Annotated in this window: 13 protein-coding genes and 3 pseudogenes; 4 read left to right on the top strand and 12 right to left on the bottom strand. The window is 70.1% G+C overall.

Features of this window, described 5'->3' with window-relative positions; translation table 11 throughout:
- Window positions 1–265: 265 nt before the first annotated feature.
- The gene (locus Sfulv_RS22535; RefSeq protein WP_173316353.1) at window positions 266–730 is read left to right on the top strand and encodes an ATP-binding protein; all 465 of its coding nucleotides are present in this window, start codon (window positions 266–268) and stop codon (window positions 728–730) included.
- Between the two features lies 1 nt (window position 731).
- On the opposite strand, the gene argF is transcribed toward Sfulv_RS22535, so the two are convergent.
- The 5 genes and pseudogenes from argF to Sfulv_RS22510 form a co-directional block, all read right to left on the bottom strand.
- Entirely contained in the window at window positions 732–1,748 is a 1,017-nt protein-coding gene (gene argF, locus Sfulv_RS22530) for an ornithine carbamoyltransferase (RefSeq protein WP_173316352.1), read from the bottom strand.
- Between the two features lie 155 nt (window positions 1,749–1,903).
- A pseudogene (locus Sfulv_RS22525) lies at window positions 1,904–3,135 on the bottom strand (arginine deiminase).
- 10 nt (window positions 3,136–3,145) lie between these two features.
- On the bottom strand, window positions 3,146–3,454 hold the full coding sequence (locus tag Sfulv_RS22520; protein ID WP_173316351.1) for a hypothetical protein: 309 nt from the start codon (window positions 3,452–3,454) through the stop codon (window positions 3,146–3,148).
- A gap of 19 nt (window positions 3,455–3,473) precedes the next feature.
- Window positions 3,474–4,325, bottom strand: a pseudogene (locus Sfulv_RS22515) (helix-turn-helix domain-containing protein).
- A 10-nt stretch (window positions 4,326–4,335) separates the two neighbouring features.
- Complete coding sequence (locus Sfulv_RS22510) at window positions 4,336–5,070, bottom strand: DUF6879 family protein (RefSeq protein WP_173316350.1); 735 nt, start codon at window positions 5,068–5,070, stop codon at window positions 4,336–4,338.
- A 170-nt stretch (window positions 5,071–5,240) separates the two neighbouring features.
- On the opposite strand from Sfulv_RS22510, the gene Sfulv_RS22505 reads away from it, so the two are divergent.
- Both Sfulv_RS22505 and Sfulv_RS22500 read left to right on the top strand, forming a co-directional pair.
- Complete coding sequence (locus tag Sfulv_RS22505) at window positions 5,241–5,444, top strand: hypothetical protein (protein ID WP_173316349.1); 204 nt, start codon at window positions 5,241–5,243, stop codon at window positions 5,442–5,444.
- Entirely contained in the window at window positions 5,444–5,680 is a 237-nt protein-coding gene (locus Sfulv_RS22500) for a hypothetical protein (RefSeq protein ID WP_173318115.1), read from the top strand. Before Sfulv_RS22505 ends, Sfulv_RS22500 begins: the two co-directional genes overlap by 1 nt.
- Window positions 5,681–5,901: 221 nt before the next feature.
- Here Sfulv_RS22500 and mmuM read toward each other — a convergent pair.
- The 6 genes and pseudogenes from mmuM to Sfulv_RS22470 form a co-directional block, all read right to left on the bottom strand.
- Window positions 5,902–6,848, bottom strand: a pseudogene (gene mmuM / locus Sfulv_RS22495) (homocysteine S-methyltransferase).
- A gap of 59 nt (window positions 6,849–6,907) precedes the next feature.
- Complete coding sequence (locus Sfulv_RS22490; protein ID WP_173316348.1) at window positions 6,908–7,840, bottom strand: LLM class F420-dependent oxidoreductase; 933 nt, start codon at window positions 7,838–7,840, stop codon at window positions 6,908–6,910.
- Window positions 7,841–7,933: 93 nt separating this feature from the next.
- Entirely contained in the window at window positions 7,934–8,452 is a 519-nt protein-coding gene (locus Sfulv_RS22485; RefSeq protein WP_173316347.1) for a DUF6099 family protein, read from the bottom strand.
- A 124-nt stretch (window positions 8,453–8,576) separates the two neighbouring features.
- Window positions 8,577–8,936, bottom strand: coding sequence for a nucleotide pyrophosphohydrolase (locus Sfulv_RS22480; RefSeq protein WP_173316346.1), 360 nt, complete (start codon window positions 8,934–8,936; stop codon window positions 8,577–8,579).
- Between the two features lie 46 nt (window positions 8,937–8,982).
- Complete coding sequence (locus Sfulv_RS22475; protein WP_173316345.1) at window positions 8,983–9,387, bottom strand: cell division protein SepF; 405 nt, start codon at window positions 9,385–9,387, stop codon at window positions 8,983–8,985.
- A 116-nt stretch (window positions 9,388–9,503) separates the two neighbouring features.
- The gene (locus tag Sfulv_RS22470) at window positions 9,504–10,304 is read right to left on the bottom strand and encodes a DeoR/GlpR family DNA-binding transcription regulator (protein ID WP_173316344.1); all 801 of its coding nucleotides are present in this window, start codon (window positions 10,302–10,304) and stop codon (window positions 9,504–9,506) included.
- 205 nt (window positions 10,305–10,509) lie between these two features.
- Here Sfulv_RS22470 and Sfulv_RS22465 point away from each other — a divergent pair, with 205 nt between their 5' ends.
- Window positions 10,510–11,394 carry an SIS domain-containing protein gene (locus Sfulv_RS22465; RefSeq protein WP_173316343.1) on the top strand — a complete coding sequence of 295 codons (885 nt, stop codon included), beginning with the start codon at window positions 10,510–10,512 and terminating at the stop codon, window positions 11,392–11,394.
- 88 nt (window positions 11,395–11,482) lie between these two features.
- On the opposite strand, the gene Sfulv_RS22460 is transcribed toward Sfulv_RS22465, so the two are convergent.
- Window positions 11,483–12,004: a hypothetical protein gene (locus Sfulv_RS22460; RefSeq protein WP_173316342.1), complete on the bottom strand. Its 522-nt coding sequence runs from the start codon at window positions 12,002–12,004 to the stop codon at window positions 11,483–11,485.
- Between the last annotated feature and the right edge of the window lie 23 nt (window positions 12,005–12,027).

Raw genomic sequence — 12,027 nt, 5'->3', positions numbered from 1 at the left:
ACGGCGAAAAGGATTGATCGGGAGGTGGTTGTCTTCAGGGAGCGGATTGTTGGGCCGAGCCCCCTCGGGGCGACTCCGTCCGCCTCTGCTTCATCCCCGCGATGTGACCGCCGTCAGGATGGCGCGATAGCCCAAACCCGTGAGCGTTGTGGTGAACGTCCCTTTCGTGCCGGTCCACCGCCTCTATGACTGCGCCACCCCGCTTCGTATGGTTGAACGCAGTATCGGTCGATACCAGGAAGCCCGCCCCGGAACGGATTCAGCCGTGCCCCCCGATGTCCCCATCTCCGCGTCATGGCGTATCGCACTGCCGCACTCCACGGCCGCGGTGCCCCTCGCCCGCGCGCTCATCCGTACCGCGCTCACCGACATCGACGCTCCCGCGGACAGCTACACCGCCGAGCTCCTCACCGCGGAACTGGTCGCCAACGCCGTCGAGCACACTCACGGCGACGATCCCATCGAACTGGTCGTTGAGCTCCTGTCGACCGGCTGCCAGGTCGAGGTCCACGACCGCGACCCGTCCCCGCCGGGCGACCTCTCCCGCTCCGGGCCGGGCCGCGAACCGGACCCCTGGCAGGAGCACGGCCGCGGCCTGCTGCTGATCCGCACCCTCAGCTCCGCCTGCGGTCACCGCACGACGGAGCACGGCAAGGCGGTGTGGTTCACCCTGCCCGCGATGCCCGCCCGGCCGTCCCCGCCCGCGCGGCACGCCCGCACGGCGGAGTGAGTCAGGCCGAGGGACCCGCGGTGGCCAGCGTGGCCACGAGGACGGCCTTGATGGTGTGCATGCGGTTCTCCGCCTCGTCGAACACGACCGAGCAGGGCGACTCGAAGACCTCGTCGGTCACTTCCAGCTCGGTCAGGCCGTACTCGGCGTGGATCTCCCGGCCGACCTTCGTACCGAGGTCGTGGAAGGCCGGCAGGCAGTGCAGGAACTTCACGTCGTCGTTGCCGGTGGCCCGCAGGACGTCCATGGTCACGGCGTACGGCGCGAGCGCGGTGATGCGCTCGGCCCAGACCTCCTTCGGCTCCCCCATCGAGACCCAGACGTCCGTGGCGACGAAATCGGCCCCGCCGACGCCTTCGGCGATGTCCTCGGTGAGCGTGACCTTCGCCCCGCTGACCTCGGCGAGCTTCCGGGCCTGCGCGACGACGTCCGCCGCCGGCCAGTACGCCTCGGGAGCGACGATGCGGATGTCCATGCCGAGCAGGGCGCCGGTGACGAGATACGAGTTGCCCATGTTGAAGCGGGCGTCCCCGACGTAGGCGAAGACCATCCGGTCCAGCGGCTTCGCACTGTGCTCGGTCATCGTCAGCACGTCGGCGAGCATCTGGGTGGGGTGCCACTCGTCGGTCAGCCCGTTGAAGACGGGGACGCCGCCGTACGCGGCCAGCTCCTCCACGGCCCGCTGGCTGTCACCCCGGCACTCGATGCCGTCGAACATCCGGCCCAGCACCCGGGCGGTGTCCTTCACCGACTCCTTGTGGCCCATCTGCGAGCCGGAGGGGTCGAGGTACGTCGTCGACGCCCCCTGGTCCGCGGCGGCCACCTCGAACGCGCAGCGGGTGCGCGTCGACGTCTTCTCGAAGATCAGCGCGATGTTTTTGCCGCGCAGCCGCTGGACCTCGGTCCCCGCCTTCTTGGCGGCCTTGAGCTCGGCGGCCAGGGCGATCAGGCCGTGAAACTCCTCGGCCGTGAAGTCCAGCTCCTTGAGGAAGTGGCGGCCTGCGAGGTCTGTGGCCATGTGACTGCTCCTGGTCGGACGAGGGTCGCTTGAAACGCTGACTTTGGAAGTCTATACGAATGTTCGCATCACTATACAGGGGCCTGTACACGGACCTGTGCACGGACCTGACCTGTGCCGGGACCGCTCTAGCGGCGTCGCTGTTCAGGGCCGCCTCACACGGGATCGCGGACCACCGGGCAGCTCATGCACCGGGGGCCGCCCCGTCCCCGCCCCAGCTCACTTCCCCGGATCTCTATGACCTCGATGCCCTGCTTGCGCAGATACGTGTTGGTGGTGGCGTTGCGCTCGTACGCGACGACCACCCCGGGCTCGACGGCCAGCACGTTGCAGCCGTCGTCCCACTGCTCGCGCTGCGCCGCGTGCACGTCCTGGACAGCCGTGAGCACCCGGATGGAATCAAGTCCCAGCGCGGCGGCGATGGCCCGGTGCATGTGCTCGGGGGATGGTCGGTGACCTTGAGCTCGCGGGGACCGTCGCCGGGCTCGATGGTGTACGAACGGAGCATCCCGAGCCCCGCGTACTGGGTGAACGTGTCGCCGTCGATCATCGTCATCACCGTGTCGAGGTGCATGAACGCCCGGCGCTTGGGCATGTCCAGCGCCACGATCGTCCGCGCCGAACCCGCGTCGAAGAGCCCCTGGGCCAGCATCTCCACCGCCTGCGGGGTGGTGCGCTCGCTCATCCCGATCAGCACAGCGCCCTGGCCGATGACGAGTACGTCGCCGCCCTCGATGGTCGACGGGTAGTCGTCCTGCCCCTCCGACCAGTGGTGGAACACGCCCGCCTCCGCCCCCGTGAACAACGGGTGGTGACGGTAGATCGCCTCGAAGTGGACGGTCTCGCGCTGTCTGGCCGGCCAGCGCATCGCGTTGATGGACACCCCGTCGTAGATCCAGGCGGAAGTGTCCCGGGTGAAGAGGTGATTCGGCAGCGGCGCGAGCAGGAAGTCGTCCAGATCCATCACATGGAACCGGACCGAGGTCGGCTCACTGTGCCCCTCCAGGAACTCCCGCTTCGTCATCCCGCCGACCAGTGCCCCGGCCAGCTCGGCGGTGGGCAGCTCCTCGAACGCGGCCCGCAGGTGCTCGGTGGCCAGCGGCCCGTACTCCTTCTCGTCGAAGACCCGGTCGAGCACCAGCCGTCTGGCCACCGGGACGTCCAGCGCCTCGCGGAGCAGATCGCCGAAGAAATGCACCTCCACACCCCGCTCACGCAGCACGTCGGCGAATCCGTCGTGCTCCTCCCGGGCACGGCGCACCCACAGCACGTCGTCGAAGAGCAGCGCGTCCTTGTTGCCGGGGGTGAGCCGTTTGAGCTCCAGATCGGGGCGGTGCAGGATGACGCGGCGCAACCGCCCGGCCTCGGAGTCGACGTGGAATCCCATGCCTCCATCCTCACCACGCGGAGCGCCGTTCACCCGGCGAATCGCCGCCCCGTTCCCACAGCCTGGGATCGACCGGCTCCGACTCCAGCGCCAGCACCGCGAAGACCGCCTGGGTCCGGATCGACGGGAGCTCGTACTTCTCCAGCGTCGATGCTGACGGGCGGGCCGTTCGGAAGCCGCTTGCGGACCGGGAAGGCAGCGCGATATCGATGCCACTGCGGCCGTCGCCACCCGCAGCGTCGAGGAGTCCAAGGCCGCCGTCGATCGACTTGAAGCCGCCTTGGGTGAAGTTGCTGCGCTCAAGCTGTCCGCTCGACACCGCCGCCCGCGCCGAGGGGTCAACGCGGGTTCAGCGCACGCCTGGCCGAGGTGATGACGTTGTGGGCGTCAGCTCCGTACACCGCCGACTCACGGAGGGTGCGCCATACCTTCGAGTACAGGGCGACGTTGTCGGCGTCCTCCAACCACATCTCGGCGTGCCAGTCCTCGGCAACGACGAGGCGGTCATCAAGAATCTAGAAGCCGTTGGCGGGCACGATCTTGACGCACGCCGTGAACGGGATGACGCCCAGCTCCACCGTGTCCATCCCGATCATTCCGGTAAGACGGTCGAGCTGGGCGACCAGCACGGAGGGCGGGCAGATCAGCGACCGCAACGCGGCTTCCCACGTCAGGACGTGCAGCTTATGGCCGGGCCGGTACAGCCACTCCTGCCGTTGCGCCCGGGAGCGCACGGCGGCCTCGATGTCGCCGGCTGCGCCCAGCAGCTCCGCGTACCGCTGGACGACGTGGCGGGCGTATGCAGGGGTCTGCAACAGCCCGGGGATCACTGACTCCTCCCAGATCCACATCTGCGAGGTGCGGTCGATCTCCGCACTCAACTCCTCGTGCAGCGGCTTGAAGCCGTTCGCCAGCGCCCGACGCCATGACCTGATGTGGAACTCGAACCCGGCCAGCCGGGCGGCAAGCTCGGCGTACGCGCCCGGCTGCTCGGTCGCGTCGGCCCACGCCCTCAGGTCCTCGGGAGTGGCTGTCTGCTTGCCGTTCTCCAGTTTGCTGACCTTGGAGCCCTGCCAGCCGAGCCGCTGGGCAAGCTGCTGACCGGTGAGCCGACCACCAGGGCAGGTGAACCGGAGTTCGCGCAGTCGCGCCCCCAGGGCCACCCTGGCCTGCTGGTAGTCGGTACTCACCGGTCAGGCGTCATTCGGTCGCGGCAAACTGGTCGAACGGGGTGGCGTGGTGCATCGCCGTGTCACGGACGATGGCATACCGCACGACCTCAGCCGGTTCCGTGATCAGCTCGATGTCCGTGATGTTGTCGGCGTCGTCGAAGTGCAGCAGAGCGACGATCCGTGAATCGAAGATCCAGAAGTCTTCGGCGGGCAGGCCGGCCGCGTCCTCGCGCCACAGATAGCGGATGTTCTCACCGACCGCCGCGTTGTGCCGGGCGTAGTCGAGCAAGAACCGCTGTTCGGGGGTCATCGGGCGGTCGGCGACCCGCACCCGGCCGACCACCTTACCTGCCTCGGTCTGCGCCTTGATGTTGACGAACCAGGGCTCGTCAGGGTCGCACGGCGAGGACCCGGTGGCCAGGAACGCCCGGAAGTCGGGGTCCTGTCGGTCGGACGCGTAGCCGCGCCGGGTCTCCAGCCGCCAAGCGGTGTGCTCGAAGTTCTCGAAGAGACGCCGGAAGGTGACCCGGTCGACAAGCTCCGGCACGCGCTCCATCTCCTTCGGTCCCCAGTTCACCAGCAGTTCGCGCGGAACAACCACCGCCACATCGTCCGGCCCGAAGTGCTGGAGCTGTGCGAGGTCTGCGGGATCGGTGACGGGCGCGCCTTGAACGATGATCTCACCGGTGCCCTCGTCCGTGTGCAGGGCGGGGCAACCGTCGACCTTGCTGTCTGTCCCGGTGAAGCGCAATCGACGAGCCATGACGCTCTCCCTTCCAGGAGTGTTGATCAACAGCATGGCCGGAGCTTCAGCGCAGTTCTACGGGGTCAGGCAGGGCACACGAGAAAACACCCGCAATCTTTGTGACCGGTCGAGCAAATCCGAGAAAACAGTCTGTCGCGGGCCAACTGGACAGTCCTAGCGTCGAATGCATGGCAACCAAGGAACAGCAGGACATCGACCCCTTCGTGGCGATGGAGTCCCTGCGGGCAGCGCCGGCCGGAGCGGGGATCGTCCTCCCGTTGCTGGGGGTGGACCCCGCGCCCCCTGCGCCTCGTCTCGGTGAGCTGGGGCGAGTACGCGCCGATGTGGCCACGCCCCTGGCCGAAGCGCTTCAGCGAGGGGACCGCCGGTGATGGGATTCGAGAAACCGCCGACGATGTTGAGTCACGGAAAGCTGCCTTACCCGGCGGGCACCCTGGTTGCAGACACGACCTCGGAACGCACGGGCCACCTGGTCGGCGTGATCGAAGAGCGCACCAAGGATGGCGGGCGGGTGGTCAGCTGTCAGGCGTTCATGCGACCCCAGGGTGGCGGCCTTGAGTGGGACGTACCCTTGGATCGCATCAAGCCGGTCGAAGGCCAGAGCTGACCGGACGCCGAGCCCCACCCCAACTCGCGGCATGTCAGGCTTTTTCACGCCTTGCTTACGGGGACGCGACAGCCGCCCGACACACGCCAGGCGGCGTTGGACGGTCGTTGACATACTGCGCCAGTGCCGCGTCCCTGGGACGCTCCGGGGTGCCGGTCGTACTGATAGTCAGGAACACCCGTCCGATTATGGCTCCGGGCCCCCGCTCCTACCAGGCGATTTCATCCGGCCAGCAGCCCCGCCAGCTCCCTGATCCGTGCCGGGCCGACGCGGCAGCACCCTCCGACCAGCCGGGCCCCGGCCTCCTGCCACGCCCGCACCCGGCCGGCGTCGAAGGTGTTTTCCCCCGCCCACCTCCGACGCTCGGCGTCCCATCTCTCGCCACTGTTCGGATAGACGACGACCGGCTTCCCCGTGACCGCCGCCGCCGTGCCCACCGCACGGTCCGCGTCGGCCGGATCGCAGCAGTTGACGCCGACTGCCACCACCTGCCGGTGCCCCGCGGCCACCGCGAACGCCTCCGCGAGGGGCTGCCCGGCCCTCGTCCGGTCCCCCGCCACGCTGTAGGAGAGCCACACGGGCAGCCCGTACTCCTCGGTCACCCTCAGCAGGGCCTCCGCCTCGTCCACGTCCGGCACCGTCTCCAGCGCCAGCGCGTCGGGCCGCGCCTCGGCCAGCGCCGCCACCCGGGGCCGGTGGAAGCGCTCCAGCTCCCGCACGGAGAGCCCGTACCGGCCCCGGTACTCGCTGCCGTCCGCGAGCATCGCCCCGTAGGGGCCGACCGAGGCGGCGACCCAGACCTGCCGCCCCGCCCCCGCTCCGGCCCGCCGGGCCAGCTCGACACTGCCCCCAGCAACTCGGCGGCGCGCGCCCGCCCGGTGCCGCGCCGCTCGAACCCCTCGAACGTCGCCTGGTAGCCGGCGGTGATGAGCACCTGCGCGCCCGCCCTGACGTACGCCGTGTGCGCGGCCTCGACCTGGTGGGGAGCGTCGGCCAGCAGGCGGGCCGACCAGAGTGCGCCCGAGAGGTCGCAGCCCTGCGCCTCCAGCTGGTTGGAGAGTCCGCCGTCGAGCAGGAGGGTCCCTGCGGCGAGGGCGGCGCCGAGCGTGCGGTCCGGTGGGTCCTGTGCGGGTCCCGCCGAGCCGTGCGACGACCGGTCGGGCTGCATGTGCGCTCCTCCTCGTACTGCCGGGGGCAGCCCCGGCCGGGACGGGCCGCTCCCTGCCGTCAGGCCGGGCCGGTCAGCTGTGACTGGACCTGGGACGAGATCAGTTCCAGGTGGTCGAGGTCGTCCAGGTCCAGGACCTGGAGGTAGATCCGGGACGAGCCGATCGCCCCGTACCGGCCGATCTTGTCGACCACCTCAGCGGGCGAACCCGCCAGGCCGTTCGCCTTGAGCTCCTCGACCTCCCGGCCGATGGCGGCCGCCCGCCGTGCGACCTCCGCGTCGTCCTTGCCCACGCAGACCACCAGCGCGTTGGAGTACACCAGCTCGTCCGGGCCCCGTCCGGCGGCCTTCGCCGCCTCCCTGACGCGGCCGAACTGCTTCTCGCTGTCGTCGAGGGAGGCGAACGGGATGTTGAACTCGTCCGCGTACTGCGCGGCGAGCCTCGGGGTGCGGACCGCCCCGTGCCCGCCGATCAGGACCGGCACCTTAGCCTGGGCCGGCTTGGGCAGCGCGGGCGAGTCGGTCAGCTGGTAGTACGTACCGTCGTAGCTGAACGTCCTGCCCGGCTCGGTCGCCCACAACCCGGTGACGATCGCCAGCTGCTCCTCAAGGCGGCCGAACTTCTCCTTGGGGAACGGAATGCCGTACGCCTTGTGCTCAGCCTCGAACCAGCCGGCGCCCAGGCCCAGTTCGACGCGTCCGCCCGACATCTGGTCGACCTGGGCGACCTGGATGGCCAGCACACCCGGCAGCCGGAACGTGCCCGCCGTCATCAGCGTGCCGAGCCGGATGCGTTTGGTCTCGCGCGCCAGCCCGGCCAGGGTGATCCAGGCGTCGGTCGGGCCGGGGAGTCCGTCACCCGATCCCATGCGGAGGTAGTGGTCGGACCGGTAGAAGGCGTCGAAGCCGAGGTCCTCGGCGGCCTTGGCCACGGTGAGCAGCGTGTCGTAGGTCGCCCCTTGCTGAGGCTCGGTGAAGATTCGAAGATCCATGCATCCATCCTGCACCTTCGAACACCGGCAGTCCCAGCTCCCCCGCCCCCCGCCCGGTCGGTCGCACGCACCGCCGCCCGGGGCCGCCCCGCCTCACGGTGGGCCGGTCGCCGAGCCCGCAGGGCCGTGGAGCACACCGAACGGGCCGTCGCTCTCGCGCTCCCTCTCCGCCTCGCGCTCCGCGAGCCGTCTCAGCATGCCGTGCACCCTGTCGACCGACTCGTCGGCGGCGTCTATCGCCTCGATGCACTGCCAGTAGAGGCCCTCCTCGTCGGTGTCGCAGGCGACCCCGACCAGCGCGATGCCCACCTCGCCGAGCAGGACCACCAGCGCCGTCAACGACTTCCGTACATCGGTCACTTCGGTGAGCTGCGACGCGCGCGTGGCGCCGGCGGGCACCATCGGGTGGTCGAGCGCCGAGCCGCCGCGCCCGCCGGCCTCACTGAGGCCGCGTGCCTCGCCGCGTAACTCCACGGGCCCGCTGAGGACCAGCCTGCTGCCGACCGTCCTGGCGAGCGCCTGGGCCTGCCACGCCTCCGCCATCACACCCAACGCGCCCCGGCTCTCGGCCAGAGCACGGCGTCCGGCCTCGATCAGTCGTTCCGCTTCCATGCCACTCCCCCGTCGGTACGAGAACCCGGTCTCCTCTTTCATTACCCACAGTGAGGTGAGGAGCACCGGAAGAACAGAGGAATTCGGAAATCTGTGGACACAAAATCGATTGTGGGCAAGTCGATCACTCCGAAGAGTGACGATTTTCGGGTTGCGGGGGTGCCGGGACAGGGAAGCGTGCCTCATTACGGTCGATCTTGGCCGCGAGCGCCGCCAGTGGATCGACTCCCAGGACCGCGCAGAACTGCAGCAGATACGCGAGCACGTCGGCGACCTCGTCCGCGACGCGGTGTGCCGTGTCCGGCTCCTCCATCACCCGCGCCGACTGCTGCGGCGTCAGCCACTGGAAGATCTCGACCAGTTCGGACGCCTCCACACTCAGCGCCACCGCCAGGTTCTTCGGCGTGTGGTACTGCCCCCAGTCCCGGGCGGCGGCGAACGCGGCCAGCCGCCGCTGCAGTCCTGCTACATCCAGTTCCGTCACGGCCCCAGGTCTACCACCGGACGACAGGCCGGCCGCCCCCCGGCCCCTAGGAGTGGGGCACGCCCGCCGCGGCGACTCCCTCGACCTCCATGCCGTCCGGCGCCAGCAGGAACACGTTGCGGTCGACGCGGTGCATTCCGCTGCCCAGCCCGAAGACCACGCCGCTGCTGAAGTCGAGGATGCGCTTGGCCACATCGGCCTCCGCCGCGGTCAGGTCCAGCAGGACCGGAACCTGCGCGACCAGGTACTCGGCCACCTCACGGGCGTCCGCGAAGACCTGGACCCGCAGCACGACGAGCCGCCGCTGCTCGGCGACCGGCTCGTCCGGGACCATGCGGTGGTCGACCCGCGAAGGCCACTCGTTGCGGCCGCGCAACGGCACGACCTGGGCGAGCCCTTCCCACTGTTCGTCGGTGGCGTCGTACCTGTCGTACCTGTCGTACCTGCTCACAGGGCCACCCCGTCCGTACGCCGGTCGGCTGCGCGCCGGCTGCGCTCACTGTTCATCGGGCAAGTCTCCCGCCTCTCACCCGTTCGGCGTACCACCGACACGGGCGCGGTGCCGACTCACACCGCGATGACGGTGACTCCCGCCTCGGTGAAACGGGCCGTCGCCTCCGGGGTGATGCCGGAGTCGGTCACCAGCACGTCGATCCGGCCGAGGTCGCAGACGCGGGCGAAGGCGCGCTTGCCGATCTTGGAGGAGTCCGCGGCGACGACCACGCGCTGGGCCCGTTCGGCGAGCAGCCGGTTGATGCTGGCCTCACCCTCGTGGTGGACGTACGCGCCCCGCTCGATGTCGATCGCGTTGACGCCGAGTACGGCGACGTCCAGGGTGATCTCGCTCATCACGCCGTTGGCCAGCGGTCCCGTCAGCTCGTACGACTGCGGCCTGGCCACACCGCCGGTCACCACCAGTTTGATCTGCGGCCTGATCACCAGCTCGCTCGCGATGTTGAGGGCGTTGGTCACCACGGTCAGCGTCGGCCGTCCGTCCGCCGGCGCCCCCGCTTCGGTCCCGATGTCCGGGCGCAGGGCCAGCGCCCTCGCCACCTCCGTCACAGTGGTGCCGCCGGTCAGACCCACCACCTCGCCCTCGGCCACCAGTTCGCAGACGGCGCGGCCGATGGCCTGCTTCTCAGGTGCGTGCCGTCCGGCCTTGTGGCGCAGCGCGAGTTCGTACGCCACGCCGTGGGCCACCGCGCCGCCGCGGGTGCGGGTGAGCAGGTGCTGCCCGGCGAGCTGGTCGAGGTCGCGGCGAATGGTCGCCGCGGACACGTCCAGGGCCGCGGCGGCGTCCTCGACCTCGACCCGGCCGTTCCTGCCGACCAGTTCCAGCAATGCGTCCCACCGGGCGTCCCTGGCCACGAGCGTGCTCCTCACCTGTCCTGACCGGCACCGCGTTTCCCGGGAACGCGGTCGCCGGGCGCCGGACAGCGCAAGCGTCGCACAGCCTGTCAGCGGCCCTGCACCCCTGTCCGGCATGCTTGTTTTTGCTCATTGCGAGGCTGTAACGTGCAATTTCAAGCACGCCACCCACGAACAAGGCCACTCACGACCAGATGGAGCCGACGTGTCCTTTGCAGCGAGCGAGACCGCCAGCCAGCCCGCGTGCTGGCGCCGCGCCGCGGAGCTGGCGGGTGACCTGGCGGACGAGCTGCCCGCCTCCGGCGAACGTATCGCGGTCGTCGGCTGCGGCACCTCCTTCTACATGGCGCAGTCCTACGCATCGCTCCGCGAGGACGCCGGGCAGGGCGAGTCCCACGCCTTCGCCGCCTCGGAGTTCCCCTTCGGGCGCCGTTACGACCGGGTCGTGGCCCTCACCCGCTCGGGCACGACCACCGAGGTGCTGGAAGTGCTCACCCGGCTCAGCGGCACCACCCGTACCGTCGCGATCACGGCGGACCCCGACACTGCGGTCATGACGGCCGCCGACGACGCCGTCGTACTCGGCTTCGCCGACGAACAGTCGGTCGTCCAGACCCGGTTCGCGACCACGGTGCTCACCCTGCTCCGCGCCCACCTGGGGCTCCACACGGAGCAGGCCGTACGGGACGCGGAGACGGCGCTCGCCGAGCCGTTGCCCGAAGGGCTCCTGGAGTGCTCCCAGTTCACCTTCCTCGGCCGGGGCTGGACCGTGGGCCTGGCCAACGAGGCGGCGCTCAAGATGAAGGAGGCGTCCCTGTCCTGGACGGAGTCCTACCCGGCCATGGAGTACCGCCACGGTCCTATCAGCATCTCCACCACCGGGACCGCCACCTGGATGTTCGGTACCGCGCCCGGGGGCCTGGCGCGGCAGGTGCTCGACACCGGCGCCCGCTGGATCGACGACGGCCTCGACCCGCTGGCCGACCTGGTGCGCGTACAGCGCCTGGCGGTCGCCCGCGCGCTCGCGGCCGGGCTCGACCCGGACCTCCCCCGGCACCTGACGCGCTCGGTGGTCCTGAGTCAGGGCTGATTCGGGAGAGACCGGGCGCCGGAGCGTGCGGGAGGAGCGGGGCGGGGAGACGGATCGGCCGCCCACCCACCCCGCACCGGGCCTCGGCTCAGGACTCCTCGAAGTAGGTGTCCAGCACCGCGTCGAGCCGCGCCGGCCACTCCTTCAGCTCGCTCCGCGAGGCGGCCTCGACCTCGGCGTTGAACCAGCGGCGGCTGGACACGTGGACGGTGACGGTGAACCGGCGTCCCAGGCGGGCCGTCCTGACCTCGACCGCGCCGATCTCGTCCCAGGTGAAGTCGGCCTCCTGGTCGTCAAGTCGGAAGAGAACGCCCGCGCGGTCCACCCTGATGGAACCGCGGCGGTCACTGACCTCGAACACGGGACCTTCGTCCGCGTCCGGTCCGGCTTCGGCCGCCGGTTCGGCCTCCGGTTCCACCGCCTTTGCCGCCGCCGTTGCTGCCGGGTCGGCGGCCGGTTCGGGGACGGCGTCGCCCTCGGCAAGGGAGTCGGCCGGCTCCACGTCTTCCTCCGTCCGCGCCGTGACAGGGGCCGTGAGGCCGGGGATGTACGCCGGGTCTGTGCCCGCGGCGAACTCGGGTTGCGTCTTGGAATCTATGCGCTGCTCCACGGCGGGCAGTATGGACGACGAAC

The organism is Streptomyces fulvorobeus (assembly GCF_013167895.1).
Taxonomy (GTDB): Bacteria; Actinomycetota; Actinomycetes; order Streptomycetales; family Streptomycetaceae; genus Streptomyces; species Streptomyces fulvorobeus.
The sequence above is the reverse complement of the archived record's forward strand: the minus strand, read 5'-3'. Positions and strand labels throughout refer to the sequence as shown.